This window comes from Allokutzneria sp. A3M-2-11 16, assembly GCF_024213555.1.
Lineage (GTDB): Bacteria > Actinomycetota > Actinomycetes > Mycobacteriales > Pseudonocardiaceae > Allokutzneria.
Genome location: NZ_JANAVO010000005.1, coordinates 31,760 through 50,597, shown reverse-complemented (window position 1 = coordinate 50,597; position 18,838 = coordinate 31,760). Strand labels below are relative to the sequence as shown.

At 69.8% G+C, this 18,838-nt stretch carries 18 protein-coding genes; 4 read left to right on the top strand and 14 right to left on the bottom strand.

What is annotated here, in order from left to right; genetic code table 11:
- Positions 1-165 precede the first annotated feature (165 nt).
- Genes NLX83_RS26540 through NLX83_RS26525 form a run of 4 tightly spaced genes read right to left on the bottom strand, consistent with a single transcriptional unit; the run spans position 166 to position 4,863 of the window.
- On the bottom strand, positions 166-1,314 hold the full coding sequence (locus tag NLX83_RS26540; protein ID WP_254237898.1) for an epoxide hydrolase family protein: 1,149 nt from the start codon (positions 1,312-1,314) through the stop codon (positions 166-168).
- 12 nt (positions 1,315-1,326) lie between these two features.
- Positions 1,327-1,821 carry an SWIM zinc finger family protein gene (locus NLX83_RS26535; RefSeq protein ID WP_254237897.1) on the bottom strand — a complete coding sequence of 165 codons (495 nt, stop codon included), beginning with the start codon at positions 1,819-1,821 and terminating at the stop codon, positions 1,327-1,329.
- Positions 1,818-3,566, bottom strand: a complete 1,749-nt coding sequence (locus tag NLX83_RS26530; protein WP_254237896.1) for a DEAD/DEAH box helicase — start codon at positions 3,564-3,566, stop codon at positions 1,818-1,820. Before NLX83_RS26530 ends, NLX83_RS26535 begins: the two co-directional genes overlap by 4 nt.
- The gene (locus tag NLX83_RS26525) at positions 3,559-4,863 is read right to left on the bottom strand and encodes a DHA2 family efflux MFS transporter permease subunit (RefSeq protein WP_254237895.1); all 1,305 of its coding nucleotides are present in this window, start codon (positions 4,861-4,863) and stop codon (positions 3,559-3,561) included. Before NLX83_RS26525 ends, NLX83_RS26530 begins: the two co-directional genes overlap by 8 nt.
- A 95-nt stretch (positions 4,864-4,958) precedes the next feature.
- Between NLX83_RS26525 and NLX83_RS26520 the strand changes: the two genes are divergently transcribed.
- Both NLX83_RS26520 and NLX83_RS26515 read left to right on the top strand, forming a co-directional pair.
- Entirely contained in the window at positions 4,959-5,417 is a 459-nt protein-coding gene (locus NLX83_RS26520; RefSeq protein ID WP_254237894.1) for a MarR family winged helix-turn-helix transcriptional regulator, read from the top strand.
- Positions 5,418-5,620: 203 nt separating this feature from the next.
- Positions 5,621-6,412, top strand: a complete 792-nt coding sequence (locus NLX83_RS26515; RefSeq protein WP_254237893.1) for a MerR family transcriptional regulator — start codon at positions 5,621-5,623, stop codon at positions 6,410-6,412.
- A 9-nt stretch (positions 6,413-6,421) separates the two neighbouring features.
- Here the strand turns inward: NLX83_RS26515 and NLX83_RS26510 are convergent, their stop codons facing one another.
- Positions 6,422-7,312: a carbon-nitrogen hydrolase family protein gene (locus NLX83_RS26510; protein WP_254237892.1), complete on the bottom strand. Its 891-nt coding sequence runs from the start codon at positions 7,310-7,312 to the stop codon at positions 6,422-6,424.
- A 27-nt stretch (positions 7,313-7,339) separates the two neighbouring features.
- On the opposite strand from NLX83_RS26510, the gene NLX83_RS26505 reads away from it, so the two are divergent.
- Positions 7,340-7,735 carry an NUDIX hydrolase gene (locus NLX83_RS26505; protein ID WP_254237891.1) on the top strand — a complete coding sequence of 132 codons (396 nt, stop codon included), beginning with the start codon at positions 7,340-7,342 and terminating at the stop codon, positions 7,733-7,735.
- On the opposite strand, the gene thrS is transcribed toward NLX83_RS26505, so the two are convergent.
- The 5 genes from thrS to NLX83_RS26480 all read right to left on the bottom strand — a co-directional run bounded on the left by thrS (position 7,695) and on the right by NLX83_RS26480 (position 11,888).
- Positions 7,695-8,891: a threonine--tRNA ligase gene (gene thrS / locus NLX83_RS26500; protein ID WP_254238145.1), complete on the bottom strand. Its 1,197-nt coding sequence runs from the start codon at positions 8,889-8,891 to the stop codon at positions 7,695-7,697. The two genes, NLX83_RS26505 and thrS, sit on opposite strands and share 41 nt — an antisense overlap.
- Before the next feature lie 155 nt (positions 8,892-9,046).
- Positions 9,047-9,430 (bottom strand): hypothetical protein, encoded by a 384-nt coding sequence (locus NLX83_RS26495; protein ID WP_254237890.1) that lies wholly within the window; start codon positions 9,428-9,430, stop codon positions 9,047-9,049.
- Positions 9,431-9,479: 49 nt separating this feature from the next.
- Complete coding sequence (lpdA, locus tag NLX83_RS26490; protein ID WP_254237889.1) at positions 9,480-10,865, bottom strand: dihydrolipoyl dehydrogenase; 1,386 nt, start codon at positions 10,863-10,865, stop codon at positions 9,480-9,482.
- Positions 10,866-10,891: 26 nt separating this feature from the next.
- Positions 10,892-11,521, bottom strand: coding sequence for an AAA family ATPase (locus tag NLX83_RS26485; protein WP_254238144.1), 630 nt, complete (start codon positions 11,519-11,521; stop codon positions 10,892-10,894).
- 13 nt (positions 11,522-11,534) lie between these two features.
- Complete coding sequence (locus tag NLX83_RS26480) at positions 11,535-11,888, bottom strand: TFIIB-type zinc ribbon-containing protein (protein ID WP_308209379.1); 354 nt, start codon at positions 11,886-11,888, stop codon at positions 11,535-11,537.
- Between the two features lie 88 nt (positions 11,889-11,976).
- On the opposite strand from NLX83_RS26480, the gene NLX83_RS26475 reads away from it, so the two are divergent.
- Positions 11,977-14,490 carry a DEAD/DEAH box helicase gene (locus NLX83_RS26475; protein ID WP_254237888.1) on the top strand — a complete coding sequence of 838 codons (2,514 nt, stop codon included), beginning with the start codon at positions 11,977-11,979 and terminating at the stop codon, positions 14,488-14,490.
- 24 nt (positions 14,491-14,514) lie between these two features.
- On the opposite strand, the gene NLX83_RS26470 is transcribed toward NLX83_RS26475, so the two are convergent.
- The 4 genes from NLX83_RS26470 to NLX83_RS26455 all read right to left on the bottom strand — a co-directional run bounded on the left by NLX83_RS26470 (position 14,515) and on the right by NLX83_RS26455 (position 18,610).
- Complete coding sequence (locus NLX83_RS26470) at positions 14,515-14,856, bottom strand: hypothetical protein (protein WP_254237887.1); 342 nt, start codon at positions 14,854-14,856, stop codon at positions 14,515-14,517.
- A 215-nt stretch (positions 14,857-15,071) separates the two neighbouring features.
- Positions 15,072-15,416: a histone-like nucleoid-structuring protein Lsr2 gene (locus NLX83_RS26465; protein WP_254237886.1), complete on the bottom strand. Its 345-nt coding sequence runs from the start codon at positions 15,414-15,416 to the stop codon at positions 15,072-15,074.
- Positions 15,417-15,716: 300 nt separating this feature from the next.
- Entirely contained in the window at positions 15,717-16,667 is a 951-nt protein-coding gene (locus NLX83_RS26460) for a caspase family protein (RefSeq protein ID WP_254237885.1), read from the bottom strand.
- Positions 16,664-18,610, bottom strand: a complete 1,947-nt coding sequence (locus NLX83_RS26455) for a protein kinase domain-containing protein (protein ID WP_254237884.1) — start codon at positions 18,608-18,610, stop codon at positions 16,664-16,666. The genes NLX83_RS26460 and NLX83_RS26455 overlap by 4 nt, the downstream gene beginning before the upstream one ends.
- Positions 18,611-18,838: the final 228 nt, after the last annotated feature.

The following is an 18,838-nucleotide window of genomic DNA, read 5'->3' as shown; positions in this document are numbered from 1 at the left end:
GTCTTTTCCCGTTTCGTACTCTTAGCCGGATTTGAGAGCGCTCTCTTCCCCGCTATGAGTACGAAACGGGATTGGTTTGGACCACACCGGCCCACGTTGAGAGGGGGCGCGGGGTGGGGCGCATGGGTGTGAGTGTAGTGCGGGCGGTAGTGCGGCGCGCGGGGTTCAGCGGAGAAGGCGGAAGAAGGAGCGGACGTCGTCGACGAAGAGCTCCGGCTGCTCGAAGGCGCCGAAGTGGCCGCCGCGGGGCATTTCGCTCCACTGGCGGATGTCGGTGAACCGCCGTTCGGCCCAGCGCCGGGAGGGGCGCAGCATCTCCCCTGGAAAGATCGCCGCACCCACTGGGACGTCCACTGTGGACGGTGTGGGTTCGGTGAAGGTCCGCTGGATCTCGGCGATGCTCTCCCAGTACAGGCGCGCTGAGGAGGCCGCGGTGCCGGTGAGCCAGTACAGGGTGATGTTGTCGAGCATCTCGTCGCGGGTGAGTGCGCGTTCGGGTTCGCCGTCGCAGTCGGTCCAGGTGCGGAACTTCTCCAAGATCCAGGCACACTGCCCGGCCGGGGAGTCGGTGAGCGCGTAGCCGAGGGTCTGCGGCTTGGTGCCCTGCTGGACGGAGTAGCCGTCCTCCGTCTTCTGGGAGCGCTTGAGGTCGTCGATGGCGGCGTGTTCGGCGTCGGTGAGCTCGTCGAGAGTGGCCGGGTCGGGCGGGGCGAGCGGCGGGGCGAGGTGGATGCCGATGACTCGCTGGGGCGCCTGCTGGGCGATGCTCGTGGTGATGCTGGTGCCCCAGTCCCCGCCCTGCGCGCCGAAGCGGGTGTAGCCGAGGCGGTCCATGAGCTCGAGCCAGGCGGTGGCGATGCGGTGGACGGTCCACCCGCTCTTCCACGGCTTGTCGCTGAAACCGTAGCCGGGCAGGGAGGGGCACACGACGTGGAAGGCGTCGGCCCCGTCCGCCGGGTTGGTCAGCGGGCCGATGACCTTGAGGAACTCGAACACCGAGCCGGGCCAGCCGTGGGTGAGCAGCAGGGGTGTCGCGTCCGGGTGCGGGGAGCGGACGTGCAGGAAGTGGATGCCGAGCCCGTCGATGTCGGTGCGGTACTGGGGGAAGGAGTTGAGCCGGGCCTCGGCGGCGCGCCAGTCGTGCTTGTCGGCCCAGTACTCGCAGAGTTCGCGGAGGTAGCCGAGGGGCACGCCCTGGGACCAGTCGTCGACGGTCTCGGCTTCGGGCCAGCGGGTCTCGGTCAGCCGCCTCCGCAGGTCGGCCAGTGCCGCCTCGGGGATCTCGGCACGGAAACGCGCGATGTTCGCCGACATGCCGAAAGGGTTTCAGTCGCCGTAGAAGGTCGCAACGTCGATCGCCTCAAGGGGAATCCAATCCGGGTCGATTGGCGCAGTGAGCGGGTACCGCAGGGTCACGGCGAGCACGGGTCGTTCGTCGACGCGTTGGGCGAGGGTGTAGAGGGTGGCGAGCACGTGCGCGCAGTGCGGGGTCCGCGCGGTGCAGCCGCAGTGGGTGTGTTGTTCGGCGAGCGGGACGGCGACCGCGAGTGCGTCGGCGAGCTCGTCGGGGAGGTCACCGGTGTGGTCGGCGACGACGCCCCGCGGTGCTTGTGTCCACAGTGGAAGTCCGATGTGGACGGTGTGCCCGGAGACAGTGGCGGTGATGCGTCCGGGTTCGGTGTGCAGGTCGGTGACTGCGTTGTTGCGGGCGAGGCTGCGTGCCTTGGGCAGCAACGGGTTCGGCCGGGTGACCGCGGTGGATTCGACGGCGCGGACCCATGCTCTGCCCCAGGGGGTGGCGCCGAACTCGGGTTGGGTCAACTCAGGGCTCCGAGGTCGAGTACTTCGTGGAGTTGGTCGTCTGTCAGGTCGGCCAGTGCGGTTTCGGCGCCGGTGACGGCGTCGGCGAGCGCGCGCTTGTTCTCGTGCAGGTGGGCGATGTGGTCTTCGACGGTGCCGCCGGTGACCAGGGTGTGCACGGTGAGCGGGCGGGTCTGGCCGATGCGGTGGGCGCGGTCGGTGGCTTGTTCCTCCACGGCCGGGTTCCACCAGCGGTCGTAGTGCATGACGTGTCCGGCGCGGGTGAGGTTGAGGCCGAATCCGGCGGCGCGCAGGCTCAGCAGGAGCACCGGTGGCGCGTCGTCGTCGTGTTGGAAGGCGCGCACGAGCTCGTCGCGCTGTGTCGCGGCGAGTCCGCCGTGCAGGAACGGAACGGGTCCGCCGAGTTGGTCGCCGAGGTGTCGCGCCAACAGCTCCCCCATGGCCCGGTACTGGGTGAACACCAGGGCCCGGTCGTTGTCCTCGACGATCTCGGTGAGCATTTCCGTCGCGCGGTCGAACTTCCCGGAGCGCCCGGTCAGCGGCAGGTCGTCGGGCCGGTACTGGGCCGGGTGGTTGCAGATCTGCTTGAGCGCGGTGAGCAGCGCCAGCACGCGGCCGCGGCGTTGGAAGCCCGAACCGAACCCGTCGGTGAAGGCGCGGTCGACGGCGTCGCGGTAGAGCGTGGCCTGTTCGCCGGTGAGGGTGCACGCGATCGTCGAGTACACCTTCGGCGGCAGGTCGGTGGCGACCTCGGATTTGGTGCGCCGCAACACGTGTGGCGTGATCAGCGCGGTGAGCCGGGCCGCGGCCGTGGCGGAGCGGCGTTGTTCGACGGGAGTGCCGAAGCGCTGCCGGAACCGGGCGCGCGTGCCGAGCAGTCCGGGGTTGGTCAGCGACATGATCGCCCACAGTTCGTCGAGCCGGTTCTCCACCGGGGTGCCGGTCATGGCCACTCTTCGCCGCGCGCTCAGCCGCGCGGCGGCTTTGCTCGCCCGGGTGTCGGGGTTCTTGACCTGCTGGGCTTCGTCGAGCACGACCGTGTCCCAGTCGACGGCGCCGAGTTCGTCGTCGGAGCGGAGCACGCTGTAGCTGGTGATCACGACCGTGCGGGGCGGCACCGGCAGGGGCAGTTCCCGGTTGGGTCCGTGGTGGGTGAGCACGGGCGTGTCCGGCGCGAAGCGGGCGAGCTCCCGCCGCCAGTTCCCGACCAGCGAGGTCGGGCAGACCACCAGGTGCGGTCCGTCGCGGGTGGCCAGCAGGCAGATCGCCTGGAGGGTCTTGCCAAGGCCCATCTCGTCGGCGAGCACTCCCCCGCCCGGCACGGAGTGCAGCCAGGCCACGCCGTCCACCTGGTACGGGCGCAGCTCGGCGTTGATGGCCCCGAGCTTGGCGCGCGCCGCGGCTGCTCGACGGTAGCGGTCAAGCAGTGCGGCGGCCGAGCTGATCGCGGTCTCCTCGGCGTTGAGGATCGCGTGTGCGGCGGGCGGCATGTGCTCGGCCAGCTCGGCGAAGGCGTCGTCGCCCGCGCCTTCCTCGACCAGCCGGACCGCTTCGCGCCAGGCCCGCGCCGACGCGGTGGTGCCGGGCAGCGCCTCCGGTTCGACGAGGCTCACCTCGACGTCAGCGGGCACGACGCGGTCGCCCTGCGGGACCGCGAGGCGGCAGGTGACGCGGCGCCCCGCGGTTTCGGCTCCCCACAAGGCGAAAGCACCGTGCGCGGGCACATAGGTGACCTGCTCAGGCATGGATGACCTCTCGGGCGGGGGCGCGGCGCGGCAGGAGGAACGTGGCTGCGAAGGCGACCGCGAGCAGCGCGACGCCCAGCCAGAGCGAGGAGGCGAGCGAGGAGGTGCTCGCGTAGTGGCTGCCGATGATCGCGACCCCGAGCGACGCGGCGAGCTGAGCGACGGTGTTGTAGAGCCCGGAAGCCGATCCGGCCGCGGTCTCGGGCACCTCGCCGAGGGTGAGCTGGGCGAGCGGGGCGATGATCAGGCCCATCCCGGCTCCGCCGACGATCGGGCCCCACACCGCCTCCGGGTGCGCGGCGATGACCGCGAACCCGGCCGCGAGCACGATGAGTCCTATTTGGACGGTGACGCGGCCGATCCTGGGCATGAGCACCGCGACGGCGAGCCCGGCGAACACGGGGACCGCGACCGACCAGGGCAGCATCATCAGACCGGCCCGCGTGGGGCCGAACCCGGCCGCGTTCTGCAGGTGGAGCATGTACACCAGGAAGAACCCCATGGTGGGCACGAAGAACAGCAGCTGGAGCAGCAGTCCTCCGGAGACGGAGCGGACGCGCAGCAGCGACAGGTCCACCAGCGGGTCGGCGACGCGGCGTTCGTGGACGACGAACACGGCCAGGACCACGGCTCCGGCGGCGAGCAGCTCCCAGTGCCCGTTGTGGTTGAGCGGGTAGAGCACCAGGAACAGCCCCGTCGCCGAGAGCACCAGGCCCGCGAGGTCAAGGCGCCGTGCGGCTCCCGGCCGGTCCTTCGGGAGCAGGCGTCGGGCGGCGACCGCGGCGAACAGTCCGATCGGCACGTTCACCCAGAACACCAGCCGCCAGCCCAGCCCGCCCAGGTCCCAGGCCAGCAGCGCCGGACCGAGGATCGGGCCGAGGGTGGCGGCGAGCCCGGACAGCGCGGTGAAGGCGGCCATCGGCGCGGCCCGGCGCCGCGGCGGGTACATGAGCTGGATCTGGGTCAGGACCTGGGGGATCATCACCGCCGCGAGCAGCCCCTGGAGCACGCGCGCCCCGATCAGGGCGCCCGCGCTGCCCGCGAGCCCGCACAGCGCGGAGGCCAGCGCGAACCCGGCGAGCCCGGCGACGAACACCCGGCGGTGCCCGAGCAGGTCGCCGAGGCGGGCCCCGGTGATCAGGCCGACCGCGAGGGCGAGCGCGTAGCCGCCGACCATCCACTGCAGCTGGGCGGGGGTGGCGCCGAGGTCGGCCTCGATGGCCGGGAGCACCACGTTGAGGATCGTGACGTCGATGAGGTCCATGAACGCCGCGACCAGGATGACCGCCAGGGCCACCGAGCCTCCTGGGATACTTGACCGGCGCCGCACACTTATTGCATGACGCACACATTGCGTGACGCAACATATTTGGACGATCGGGTCGTGTCAACATGACGAACAAGGACGAGCTCATCACCGAGGTGATCGACGCGATGCCGGACTGGGCGGTGGCCCTGGTGCAGCTCAACGCGCTGATCGCGGACCGGATGGGCGTGGTCACCTCGGACCTGCACTGCCTGCACGCGCTCAACCACCACGGCCCCGCCACCCCCGGGGTCCTCGCCGAGCGGGTCGGTCTCAGCCCCGGAGCGGCCTCCCGGATGGTCGACCGCCTCGACGCCGCGGGCTGCGTCCGCCGCGTCCCCGACCCCAAGGACCGCCGCCGCGTGCTCATCGAACCCACCGAGGAGGGCCTGCGCCGCGCCGACGCCTACTACGCGGGCCTGGCCGCGCGCACCCGCGAGGACCTCGCCGACGTCCCCGTCGAGCACATCCGCGCGCTCCGCGAGTTCATCGCCGCCACCCGCGAGAGCACCCTCGCCGAACTCCAACGCCTCCGCGCCCGCTAGCACTCCGACCTACCCAGAGTTCTCCCGTTTCGTACTCTTAACGGGCTTTAGAGCGCTCCAATTCGCGGCTTTGAGTACGAAACGGGAAAGGGCCCCCGGTTCAGGGTGCTGCGGGGAGGGGGTGGAGAGCAAGGGCGGAGTGCGGGTTGGGTGGAGTTCCACTCACGTGTGCCGATCGTGAAGGGAGAGGGAAGACTGCTCGCATGCCCGACGAGCTGTTCCCGATCGGCCGCTTCGCCCGGCTCTGCCGCCTCAGCGTCAAGCAGCTGCGGCACTACGACGACCTCGGCCTGCTGCACCCGGCCCACGTCGACCCGAGCACCGGCTACCGCTACTACACCCGCGACCAGACGCGCACGGCGCTGACGATCGGGCTGCTGCGCACGCTCGACGTGCCACTCCCGGCGATCGCCGACCTCCTCGCGGGCGACGACGAGACCCGCGAACGCGTGCTGCGCGGTGAACGCGACCGCATCGACGCCGAACTCCGCCGCAAGCGCGCCGCGCTCCACGGTGTCGAAAGGCTGATGAAGGAAGGACTGGGGCGCAAGGACATCAGCCTCTCCCACGAACCCGCGCTGCGCCTCGCCGTGCAGCGCGGGAGCTGCACGCCGGAGGACATCGGCCGCACCTACGGCGACTGCGTCACCCGCCTGATGACCGCGGTCGGCGAGGTCCAGGGCCCGGCGCTCGGACTGTTCCCGGTCGACCTCACACCCACGCTGGAGATCGCCGCCGCGGTGCAGACCCCGGTGTCACCGCCCGGAGTGCTGATCGAAACCCTCCCGGCCACCCCGGCCGCAGTGATCATCCACAGTGGACCCTTCGAGGAGCTTTCCCTGACCTACCACGCGGTTTTCGCGTGGATTCACGAGCACGGCCACACACCGCGGGGCCCGGTCCGCGAGACCTACCTGTCCGATCCGCGGACCACCGAGCCCGCGCAGTTCGTCACCCGCGTCGCCATCCCCGTCGACGGCGGGGAACAACCATGATCAACACGTTCACCGCGACCTGAACGTCACCGCGGAGCGCGGGGTCTCGTCGACGGCGAGCGTGAAAACGTCGGGGCGCGCGTAGTGGCCGGTCACGTCGAAGTCGTAGCGGGCACCCGCCAGCGACGCGACGTCGACGGAGGCGGTGATCAACCCCTCCTCCCCCGTCAACGGCCCCGCCAGCACCTCACCTAGCGGGCCCACGACCACGCTGCCGCCGTTGATCCGCGAACCCGGCACATCCGCCTGAGCGGCCTGGTACTGGCACGCGCCCACCACGAAGCACCGCCCCTCCACGGCGATGTGCCGCATCGTGGACTGCCACACCTCGCGATCGTCCACAGTGGGCGCACACCACACCTGGACCCCCTTGGCGTACATGGCCGTCCGCAGCAACGGCATGTAGTTCTCCCAGCAGATCACCGCGCCCGCCAAGCCCACCCCGGTCGGCACCACCGGCAGCGTCGACCCGTCGCCCTGGCCCCAGATCAACCGCTCGGCCGCGGTCGGCATCAGCTTGCGGTGCTTGGCCACCAACCCCGCCGCCGGGTCGAGGAACACCGCCGTGCAGTACAGCGTCGAGCCCGCCCGCTCGATCACCCCGGCCACCAGCGACACCCCGGTGCGCGCGGACAACCCGGCCAGCTCGGCGATCTCCGGGCCCGGCACGTCGACGGCGCGGGCGAAGTACTCCGCGAACTCCGCCCGCCCCTCCGGCAACCGGTACCCGACGCGCGTGCCGAACGACGAGCCCTTCGGGTAGCCGCCGAGCAGCGCCTCCGGCAGCACCACCAGCGCCGCACCGGAGTCCCGCAGCCGCTCCTCGTAACCGAGGACCTTCTCCACAGTTGCCGCAGTGGAAAGACAAGAACCCAGTTGCAGCGCGCCGACCACCGACATCCGTCCACCGTCCCTACCATCGCGGGCATGACCATCGACAAGATCGCATGGATCCACCTCGAAGCGGAACGCGTCCTGTCCACCCGCTCCCGCGGCAAGGACACCTTCTACCTCCCCGGCGGCAAACGCGATCCCGGCGAAACCGACATCCAGACCCTGATGCGCGAGATCGCCGAGGAGCTGACCGTCACCATCGACCCCACCAGCGCCGTGCACGTGGGCACCTTCCAGGCCCAGGCGCACGGCCACCCGCCGGGCGTCGAAGTCCGGATGACCTGCTACACCGCCAAGTTCACCGGCGTACTCGCGCCGAGCAGCGAGATCGAGGAGATCACCTGGCTCGGCTACACCGACCGCGACCGCGTCGCCCCGGTCGACCAGATCATCTTCGACCACCTGCACCGGGCCGGGCAGCTGAGCTGATCCGCGCCAGCACCTCCGCGACCGGCGCGGCATCCCATCTCTCGCCGTCGCGCGACCGCACGGACGCCTGACCCGCCGCGGCCTCCCGCGCCCCGATCACCACCTGGAACGGCACCAGCCGCGCCGCCCGCACCCGCGCACCGAGACTGCCCCGCTCCGGCCCCGCGACCACCATCCGCAAGTCAGTGGACCGGGCGAACTCGACGGCATCCGGCACCTCGGCCGCAGACACCGGCAGCACCACGACCTGGGTCGGCGCCAACCACGCCGGAAAAGCACCGCCGTGCACCTCGATCAGGTGCGCGACCACCCGTTCGAGGCTGCCAATGATGCTGCGGTGCACCATCACGGGCCGGTGCTTCGCCCCGTCCGGGCCCACGTAAGACAGGCCGAACCGCCGCGGCTGGTGGAAGTCCACCTGCACGGTCGACAGGGTCGACTCCCGCCCCGCGCCGTCGGCGATCTGGATGTCGATCTTGGGCCCGTAGAACGCCGCCTCGCCCTCCACCGCCTCATAGTCCACATCGGACAGAACCTCGCGCAGCACCGCCTCCGCCCGCCGCCACAACTCCGGATCGACCACGTACTTCCCGCCCGCGCCGGGCAACGACAACCGGTACCGCACCGGCTTGATCCCCAACACCGCGTGCGCCTCCCGGACCAGCTCCAACGCCGCCCGCGCCTCCTCGGCGACCTGGTCCGGGGCGCAGAACACGTGCGCGTCGTTGAGCTGGATCGCCCGCACCCGGCTCAGCCCACCGAGCACACCCGAGAGCTCGGCCCGGAACATCCCGCCCAGCTCCGCCATCCGCAACGGCAGATCCCGGTAGCTGTGCGGCCGCGCCCGGAACATCACCGCGTGGTGCGGGCACAGGCTCGGCCGCAGCACCACCTGCTCACCACCGAGATCCATCGGCGGGAACATGTCCTCGCTGTAGTGCGACCAGTGCCCGGACAGCTCGTACAGCTCCCGCTTGCCCAGCACCGGCGAGTACACGTGCCGGTACCCGGCCCGCCGCTCCAGGCCACGGACGAACTCCTCCAAGGCGTGCCGCACCGCCGCCCCGTCCGGCAGCCAGTACGGCAACCCCGCCCCGACCAACGGATCGGAGTCGAACAGGTCCAGCTCACGGCCGAGCTTGCGGTGGTCGTGCATCGCGGTCTCCTCGCGGACAAAGAGGCGAGTGACCACAGAGAAAAAACCCCGGGGCACTCGCCCCGGGGCTTCGTTTCAGACAACGGTCAGCGCGCCGGGACGGATTCCGGCGTCGTCGTCACAAAAGCGCGCTGCACGCACCGACCTTAGCAGCCTCAGAACTGGCGGTGGTACGCCTTATACGCGAACCACGACCTGACGAACGCGGTGCACAGCGCGTAGACCATGAACCCCGCCATCGCCAGCAAGATAATCACCAGCGGCTCGCCGTTGACCACCCCGATCAGCGAGATCAGGCCCACCAGCGCCTCCATCGCGATCAGGAACTGCCGCCCCCACTCCCGGCCGCGCGTCACCCCGATCGCCGCCCACAGCAGCGCGGCGACCACCGCCCCGATCACGGTCATCCCCGTGACGACCCCGTCACTGACGCGTTGACCGTGGCCCAGGCGCTCGAAGACCTCGACCACGCCGGTCACCACCAGGACGGCACCGGCCGTCACCTGGAGGTAGGCGAATCCCAGAACGAACTTGAGCACGTGAGGCACCCCAGCACGATAGGACAGCCGCCCCGGGACCCCTCCCGCCTCACATGTTGATCATGTGACCGGCCAGGCCGTGGATCGCCTCCTTCACCGCCTCGCCCAGCGTCGGGTGCGCGTGCACGTTCCGCGCCACCTCGTGCACGGTCAGATCCCACTGCTGCGCCAGCGTCAGCTCCGGCAACAGCTCCGTCACCTCCGGCCCGATCAGGTGCGCGCCCAGCAGCTCCCCGTGCGCCGCATCACTGATGATCTTCACGAAGCCCGCCGCGTCACCCAGCCCGTGCGCCTTCCCGTTGGCGGTGAACGGGAACTTCGCCACCTTCACGTCGAAACCGCGCTCCCGCGCCTGCGCCTCGGTCCACCCGAAACTCGCGATCTGCGGCTGGCAGTACGTGGCCCGCGGGATCATCACGTAGTCCAGCTCCATCGTCTCGGTGTCCGCGATGGTCTCCGCCGCGATCACCCCCATCGACTCCGCCGCGTGCGCCAGCATCAGCTTCGCCGTCACATCCCCGATCGCGAAGATGTGCGGCACGCTCGTCCGGCACCGCCCGTCGATGTCGATCGCGCCCCGCTCGGTCAACCGCACCCCGGTCCGCTCCAGGCCGTAGCCCTCCACCCGCGGCACGAACCCGATCGCCTGCAGGACCTTGTCGGCCTCCAGCACCCGCTGACCGTCCTCAGTGGACACCGTGACCCGCACATCCCGGCCGGTGTCCTCAATGGACTCCACCTTCGTCGACGTCAGCACCTCGATGCCCAGCCGCCGGTACCGCTTCGCCAGCTCCGCCGACACCTCGGCGTCCTCCAACGGCACCACCCGATCGGCGAACTCCACGATCGTGACCTTGACACCGTAGTTGTGCAGCACATACGCGAACTCGACGCCGATGGCGCCCGCACCCGCGATCACGATGCTCTCCGGCAACCGCTCGCTGAGGATCTGCTCCTCATAGGTCACCACCCGCGGCCCCAACGCCGTCCCGGGCAACAACCGCGTCACCGCACCCGCGGCGATGACGCAGTGGTCGAAGCCCACCACCTCGTCGCCGACCTTGATCGAGTTCGCGTCCAGGAACTCACCCCGACCGGTGAACTGCGTGATCGAGTTCTTCTTCATCAGGTAGTGCACGCCCTTGACGCGCCCGTCCGCCACCTTCCGGCTGCGCTGGAACGCCGCCGAGTAGTCGAAGGACACCTGCCCGTCCACCCGGATGCCATAGGACTTCGCCTCATGCTGGAACAGGTGCGCCAGCTCGGCGTTGCGCAACAGCGCCTTCGAGGGAATGCAGCCCACGTTGAGGCAGACCCCGCCCCAGTACCGCTCCTCGATGATCGCCGTCCGCAGCCCCAGCTGGGCAGACCGGATCGCGGCCACGTACCCACCCGGGCCAGCGCCCAGAACCACGACGTCGAAGTGAGTGCTCATGCGCACGACCCTATGCGGGCGACCGGCTAACGCGCCTCGACCAACCCCAAGGTCTTTGTCACCCACGCGCACACCGCGTCCACGGTCTCCGAAACCGGAACATCCGTGGTGTCCAGCAACCCCACCGGCGGCGACAACGCCGCACCCTCCTCACGCAGCCACTGCGCGTACTCCAACGTCTCGGCGATCCGCGGCTCCGACCACCCGCGCCACGCGGGCCGCCGCCGCAACCGCTCCGCCAACACCCCCGGCTCGCACATCAACGCCAGGTAGTGAACATCCGAGAACAACACCCGCTCCGGCAACGGCTCGAACTCCGGCGGCACCACCGTCCCGCACAACACCACCGGCCGCCCGTTCTGCTGGATCATCGAGATCACCCGCAGCCACGTCGACCGGAACGCCCGGTGCTCCTCGGCCGGATCCCGCAACCACTCGACCCACAGCACGTCCTGCTCCAGCACCACCACGTGCTCCGACAGGCGCGCGGCCAACTCCCGGCACACCGTCGACTTCCCCGTGCCACTCGGCCCGGTCAAGCACAGCAACGGCAACCGGTGAAAACCCCGCCGATGACCGCAGTCCGCACAGACCACCACCGGCGGGGCACCCTCGACGCGCGGGACCTCCGTCCGAGCCCCGCACGCCGGGCAGATCAACAAGTTCACATCAGTCGAACAACTGGTCGAAGAAACTCTTCTTCTTCTTGTGCCCGTACGGCCGCGGCGAATCGTGGTGACCGTAGCCACCGCCCCGGTACGGCGCGGGCGAGTCGTGGTGCCCACCCCGGTACGGCTTCGGCGAGTCATGGTGCCCGCGATAGGGCTTCGGCGAGTCGTGGTGACCAGGGTGCCCACCGGCATAGGGCGGAGGCGCGGCGCTGTAGTACCGCTGCTCAGCCTGGGCGATCTGCTCCAGCTCCCCACGATCGAGGAAAATGCCCCGGCAGCCGGTGCACTGCTCGATGTGGACGCCCTGGCGATCCACGGTCTGCATCACGTTCTGACACTTGGGACAAATCACCACATCAACATACACAGATACGAGCAGCGGACGCGATCTTCGACCCGCCGTCACCGCTGGACAATCGACCAGGCACGATCGAGACACCATGACGCTCACCGACCAGCTCCCCGGCAGCGCCGACCCCGACGCGCTCTTCGACGCCTTCACCACCTGGACCACCGAACAGGGCATCGAGCTCTACCCGGCCCAGCAGGAAGCCGTCATCGAGATCGTCTCCGGCGCCAACCTCATCCTCAGCACCCCCACCGGCTCGGGCAAGAGCCTCGTCGCCGTCGGCGCCCACTTCACCGCCATGGCCAACGGGCAGCGCAGCTTCTACACCGCGCCCATCAAAGCCCTGGTCTCGGAGAAGTTCTTCGCCCTGTGCGAGACCTTCGGCCCCGCCAACGTCGGCATGCTCACCGGAGACTCCAGCGTCAACTCCGACGCCCCCATCATCTGCTGCACCGCGGAGATCCTGGCCAACATCGCCCTCCGCGACGGCGCGGACGCCGACGTCGGCCAGGTCGTCATGGACGAGTTCCACTTCTACTCCGAACCCGACCGCGGCTGGGCCTGGCAGGTCCCCCTCCTCGAACTCCCCCGCGCCCAGTTCATCCTCATGTCCGCCACCCTCGGCGACGTCCGGCGCTTCGAGACCGACCTCAACCGCCGCACCGGCAGGCCCACCGCCGTCGTCGCCAACACCGAACGCCCCATCCCCCTGCACTACCGCTACGCCATGACCCCCCTCCAGGAAACCCTGGAAGAACTCCTCGCCACCCAGGGCGCCCCCGTCTACGTCGTGCACTTCAGCCAGGCCGCCGCCCTCGAACGCGCCCAGGCCCTGATGAGCATCAACGTCTGCACCAAGGCCGAGAAGGCCGCCATCGCCGACCTCATCGGCAACTTCCGGTTCACCGCGGGCTTCGGCAAAACCCTCTCCCGCCTGGTCCGGCACGGCATCGGCGTGCACCACGCGGGCATGCTCCCCAAGTACCGCCGCCTCGTCGAACAACTCGCCCAGGCCGGCCTCCTCAAGATCATCTGCGGCACCGACACCCTCGGCGTCGGCATCAACGTGCCCATCCGCACCGTCGTGCTCACCGCGCTCAGCAAGTACGACGGCGTCCGCACCCGCCACCTCAAAGCCCGCGAGTTCCACCAGATCGCCGGCCGCGCCGGCCGCGCGGGCTACGACACCGCGGGCACCGTCGTCGTCCAGGCCCCCGACCACGACATCGAGAACGAACGCGCCATCGCCAAGGCGGGCGACGACCCCAAGAAGAAGCGCAAGATCGTCCGCAAGAAGGCACCCGAAGGCTTCGTCTCCTGGGGCAAACCCACCTACGAACGCCAGATCACCGCCGAGCCCGAACCGCTGACCTCCACCTTCAAGGTCAGCCACGCCATGCTGCTCAACGTGATCAACCGGCCGGGCGACGCCTTCACCGCCATGCGCCACCTCCTCGAGGACAACCACGAGGACCGCCCCACCCAGCGCAAGCTCATCCGCCGCGCCATCGCCATGTACCGCGGCCTGCTCGCCGCGGGCGTCGTCGAACAGCTCGACGAACCCGACGAGGAAGGCCGCCGCGTCCGGCTCACCGTCGACCTCCAGTTCGACTTCGCGCTCAACCAGCCGCTGTCCCCGCTCGCGCTCGCCGCCATCGACCTGCTCGACCGCGAGTCCGACTCCTACGCCCTCGACGTGGTCTCGGTGATCGAGTCCATCGTGGAGAACCCGCGCCCGATCCTGTCCCAGCAGCAGTTCAAGGCGCGCGGCGAGGCCGTCGGCAGGATGAAGGCCGAGGGCATCGAGTACGAGGAACGGATGGCGCTGCTGGAGGACGTCACCTACCCCAAGCCGCTGGCCGAGCTCCTCGAAGCCGCCTACAACATGTACCGCCGCGGCCACCCCTGGGTCGCCGACCACGAGCTGCACCCGAAGTCCGTCGTCCGCGACATGTACGAGCGCGCGATGACCTTCGTCGAGTACGTGTCCTTCTACCAGGTCGCCCGCTCCGAGGGCCTGGTGCTGCGCTACCTCGCCGACGTCTACAAGGCGCTGCGGCACACCGTGCCCGACGAGGCCAAGACCGACGAGCTGACCGACATCATCGAATGGCTCGGCGAACTGGTCCGCCAGGTCGACTCCAGCCTCCTGGACGAGTGGGAACGGCTGCGCAACCCCGAAGACGAAGAAGGCGAAGTCCGCCCGGATCAGCAGGTGGACACAGGTCCGCCCCCGGTCACCGCCAACGCGCGCGCCTTCAAGGTGCTCGTGCGCAACCAGCTGTTCCGCCGCGTCGAACTCGCCGCCCGCCGCAACTCCTACGAGCTGGGCGAGCTGGACAAGCACGCGGGCTGGGACGCCGACGCGTGGCGCGACGCCCTTGAGGCGTACTTCGAGGAGTACGACGAGATCGGTACCGGCGCGAACGCCCGCGGCCCGGAGATGCTGATGATCACCGAGGAACCGGAGCGCTGGCTCGTCCGGCAGACCTTCGACGATCCGGACGGCAACCGCGACTGGGGCATCACCGCCGAGGTCGACCTGACGGGCTCCGACGAAGAGGGAACCGCGGTCATCTACATCACCGACGTCGGCGAGTTCTGAGCCGTTCCCGTCGAGCGCGGCCCCCTAGTGCGGGCCGCGCTCGACGGTCTCGTTCACCGCCTGGAGCAGACGGAAGACCTTCGCGTCACCGCCGATGTCGGGGTGCCACTGCCGCGACGCCGAGCGGTAGGCGGCCTTCGGGTGCAGGAACCACAGCTTGTCGCCACTGAGCTCGGCCATCAGCAACCGGGCGTCCACATAGGACAGAGGCGACAGCGGCGTGATGCGGTCGAAGATCGCGTGGAACCGCTCCAGCCGTTCCCGGCGCCTGCGATCCCGTCCCAGCTCCGCGCGCTGCCCCGGCTCGGCCGCAGGCCCCCGCCTCGACGCCCGCCTGCACGCGTCCGAGCACCACCAGAGGGGCATTCCCGACTGCACGAGGCGTGTGCGCTCCAGCCCGCACCACGCGCATACGACCCGCGTGACCGGCCGCCTCACTCCCTCATCACCGCCGCATCCTCGCGCTTTTTGCTCTTGGTTTCCAGGAGGGTTGATTTCACTCGACACTGAAGTCATCGAGCTAGTAAAATTTTGTCGGCCGAAGAAAGCCCGCCGCTCGTCGGCGGCGGGCTTTGCCCAGGTCAGGCGCGTGAAGCCTCGAACGCCTCGATCACGTTGCCCGGAATGCGGCCCCGGTCGGAGACCTCGTGCCCGTTGGCCTTGGCCCAGTCCCGGATCGCCTTGGTCTCCTCCTTGCTGCGCCCCTCCCCCGCGGCGCGACGGCCGGTGCCCGACTTGGCGCGGCCACCGATGCGGCGGGCGGCCTCGACAAAGGGGGTGAGCTTGTCCCGCAGCGCGGCCGAGTTCGACTCGTTCAGGTCGATCTCGTAGGTGAGACCGTCGAGGCCGAACTCCACGCGGGAAATGTCACTGCTGGTGCTGCCGTCCAAGTCGTCGATGAGCTGGACGATAGTGCGTTGTGCCATGAGTGCGCCTCACAGGAAAGTGACTGAACAAGTGTTGGCCGCAACGCTATCAAGTCGTCCCCGGGCATTCATATCCCCATCGGGTTAAGCGAACTTTGCGCCTGTAAATACCTGACCAACTACGGGGCAATCCCGTTGCGAACCATTCACCGCGGCACCTGCCTGGAATTGCCTGGACACCCTGCGTCAGCGGTGGCACCGGCAACCGCTCACCATAAGGGTGCCAATGGCCGTGCTCACCGCGACACGCGGACCACCCGCATTGGGACACCGAATTCGGACTCCATCGCCACGCCCGGATCAGCGGCTCGTGCGGCGCGGTTTCCTGGCGACTCGGGTGCGGTCGGCCAGCAGGGCGGCGTGCAGGCGGGCGGCTTCCGCGACGGCACCGGTCCGGCCGAGCCAGTACGCGTGCTGTTCCCGCGCCTTCAGCGTGCCCGGGTGGTCGGGGCCGAGGGTCTTCGTGCGGTCGGCGACCAGTGCGGCGTAGCGCAGCGCGGCGGCGTCGGGCTCGTCCGGGTGCAGCGCGCGGTTGACCGACAGCGCCAGCAGCTCCGTGGTCCGCGTGCTGCCCTGCTGGGGCTTCGGCAGGTTGCGTCTGGTGTAGATCCGCAGCAGCCGCTGGTAGATCTCGCCGAGGCTCAGCAGCTCCGGCCCGTCCTCGATCCCCTTGGCCAGCAAGGTGATCAGCTCGCCGGTGAAGAGCGTGTGGGTGGCTCCGACCGGGGCCATGGCCACCTTGTTCGCCGGGGTCGCGGTCAGCGTGTACGTGCCGTCGATCTCCAGCTGACCGGGCACCGCGTCCGCGGACATGAACTCGCTGACCGCGCGCCCGGAGAAGCAGCAGTCCAGGATCAGCACCCGGTTCTTCGCGCCGGCGTCGGCCAGCGTCTCCCGGAGCATGGCGAACGGCAGGCTCGTCCAGCCGAGCCGCTCCGGATGGGTCGACGGGACGGTCAGGTGCAGCTCGCCGCGCCCGTCGACCAGCCCGTGCCCGGCGTAGTAGACCAGCAGGAGGTCCTCGGCCCGCTCCGCCGCCTCGGCCAGCCGCACCCCGATCGCGGCGATGTCGGCCTCGTCGGCGAGCACCGCGCAGTGCTTGAGCCCAGTCCCCGTCGCCGAGGTGAGGATCGCCGCCAGGTCTGCCAGGTTGTTGCGCACCGCGGGCAGGTCGCCGAGTCCGGGGTGGTCGAACCGGCTCGTCCCGATCAGCACCGCCCGGGACAGCTCGGGATCGGGCAGCCGCGTCACCGCTCGACCAGGGTGTAGGTCCCCGCGAGGCTTATGAACCCGTCGACGACGACGTGGCTGTCCCCTTCTGCCCTGATGGTCACGGAGAACAGCCTGCCTGGCGCGAGGAGGGCGTCGCACTCCAAATTCACGTGGAGTCTTGGCACCATCGGATCGAACTGCCCCTGTTTGATGCAACCGGAACGGGCATCCCCTGCCGTTCCTGATGGCGATATCGCCACGATGCGCACGAACGAGCGGGTCACGAGAAGCCGATTGACGTAGCCACCTTCCCTCTTGCGCTCCCAAATACCCTGCACGATCCTCGGCGCCACGGAGGGCGCGGTGACATCGACGGGGACTTCGAAGTTGCTGAACCTGGTTTCGACTTCGCCCGACACGAAGGAGACCAGGCGGCCCTTGTCCTTTTCGACGCTCGCCGTGAACGGGATCGGCTGCTTGCCCTCCTGAGTGATCGTGCCGTCGAAGTCGCAGCCGTTCCGGTTGATCGTGGCCACCCTCGGCAGCACGGCTTTCACCGCCTCGGTCGGCGCCGCGGCGGCCGCCAGGAGCTTTCCCTTGTCGGAGGCAGGGTCGACCTCGGTCCATTTCTCCGCGGCCCCGGCGTAGAACTTCCCGCCGACAAGGCGCCCCTCCTCATTGGCGGGCAAGGAAAAACGCACTTCCTTCGCCGCCGGGTCGGTGGCTCCGCCGGTGGTGATGCGCTCTCCCAGGCGCAGCGTGAACTCGTACCCGGCTTGGTTGACCAGGTCCGCGCCATCGCTGAGCACCTGCGTGTACTGCTTGTCCCCCACGACGAGGTTGCAGGTCGCGTCGTCGTAGATCTGCTTCCCTACGTACCCGCCGCCGACGCCGACCGCCGCCACGACCACGCTCACGACGACCACCTTCGTGACCGCCACGCCGCCGGTCGCCACGCCCGCCGCTGTCCCGGTCGCGGCCGCACCCGTCACGGCTCCGGTTCCAGCAGCCGTTGCCGTCGCAGCTCCGGTCCCAGAAGCCGCCACAACGGCACCCGAGCCCGCTCCGCCCGCGCTGACAACTCCGCCGACGACGCCGAGCGTCCCGCCGACCGCCGTGATCAACGCGGCACTCCGCTTCCCCACGCGCCCGCTGCCCCGCCCGCCCAGCAGGCTCGGCGCGACCGGCGCGGCGCGGTCGACTTCCTGGAGGTCGAGCCCGATCAGCCAGTCCCGCAGCTGCGCCGCCGTGGGCCTCGCGGCGTTGTCCACGGACACGGCCGCCCGCAGCAGGTCGAGCAATTCCGCCGACACGTCCGGAAGCCCCGGCAGCGGCTCGCCGCGGAGCGCGAGGTCCATCGGCGCGTCCTGCCACGGCACGGTGCCGCCGAGGACGACGTACAGGGTCACGCCGAGGCTGTAGATGTCCGCGGCCTCGCTCGTCCCAGCGCGCCCGACCGAGACCGCGGCGATGTGCTCAGGCGCGGTGTACACGTCCACCACGCCCGGCACGGTCAGCCCCGGAGCCGTGGTCCCGAACCCGGCGAGCACCGCGCCGTCGTCGATCACCAGGATGGTGCCGGGCTGGACCGCTCCGTGCGTGAGCCCGGCCGCGTGCGCCGCCGCGAGCGCGTCGGCGATTCCGACGCCGTAGCCCTGCGCGGTCCACAACGACAGCGCCCTGCTGTCGAAGATCCGCGCGGACAACGTCTCCCCCGTGCCGCACACCAGGTGTGGCCGCCCGTCGCGGGTCAGCCCCGCGGAGATCACGTCGGCGATGTTCGGCGAGGCCGCGGCGATGGTGAGCGCGTCGGCCCACCGCAGGCACTCCGCCCGCTCCTCGTCGGCCACGCGCGAACGCGCCACGGTCAGCACGGCCTCCCGCCGGGGACCGCGCACGAGGTAGGTGGAGGCGACGGGGTCCTCGTCGATCAGCTCGACGACCTCGAAGCCTGCGGGCAGCGCCCCCTCGGTGTCACTCATCGGGCTCCTCTCGGCGCTGAGTGGCCATCCCACTACTCAGAGCGACTCCGGAGCGTATCGGGAATGATCACCCGCTCACACCACGCCGAGGTTGCGATCCGTCATCGGCCCGCCCCACGCGAAGCGGGCGAGGGTGGCTTTCGCCCGCCCCTGGGGACCCCCCATTTCAAGCATCACGTGACGCCGCGCGAAAACGCAACGTCGGAAAGGGGGCTGGGCGGATCTCCA

Bases quoted from the DNA above. Each gene is read 5' to 3' on its own strand.
- NLX83_RS26540 (WP_254237898.1), bottom strand. From the start codon at position 1,314: ATGTCGGCGAACATCGCGCGTTTCCGTGCCGAGATCCCCGAGGCGGCA.
- NLX83_RS26530 (WP_254237896.1), bottom strand. From the start codon at position 3,566: ATGCCTGAGCAGGTCACCTATGTGCCCGCGCACGGTGCTTTCGCCTTG.
- NLX83_RS26520 (WP_254237894.1), top strand. From the start codon at position 4,959: ATGACGAACAAGGACGAGCTCATCACCGAGGTGATCGACGCGATGCCG.
- NLX83_RS26515 (WP_254237893.1), top strand. From the start codon at position 5,621: ATGCCCGACGAGCTGTTCCCGATCGGCCGCTTCGCCCGGCTCTGCCGC.
- NLX83_RS26510 (WP_254237892.1), bottom strand. From the start codon at position 7,312: ATGTCGGTGGTCGGCGCGCTGCAACTGGGTTCTTGTCTTTCCACTGCG.
- NLX83_RS26505 (WP_254237891.1), top strand. From the start codon at position 7,340: ATGACCATCGACAAGATCGCATGGATCCACCTCGAAGCGGAACGCGTC.
- thrS (WP_254238145.1), bottom strand. From the start codon at position 8,891: ATGCACGACCACCGCAAGCTCGGCCGTGAGCTGGACCTGTTCGACTCC.
- lpdA (WP_254237889.1), bottom strand. From the start codon at position 10,865: ATGAGCACTCACTTCGACGTCGTGGTTCTGGGCGCTGGCCCGGGTGGG.
- NLX83_RS26475 (WP_254237888.1), top strand. From the start codon at position 11,977: ATGACGCTCACCGACCAGCTCCCCGGCAGCGCCGACCCCGACGCGCTC.
- NLX83_RS26470 (WP_254237887.1), bottom strand. From the start codon at position 14,856: ATGCCCCTCTGGTGGTGCTCGGACGCGTGCAGGCGGGCGTCGAGGCGG.
- NLX83_RS26465 (WP_254237886.1), bottom strand. From the start codon at position 15,416: ATGGCACAACGCACTATCGTCCAGCTCATCGACGACTTGGACGGCAGC.
- NLX83_RS26455 (WP_254237884.1), bottom strand. From the start codon at position 18,610: ATGAGTGACACCGAGGGGGCGCTGCCCGCAGGCTTCGAGGTCGTCGAG.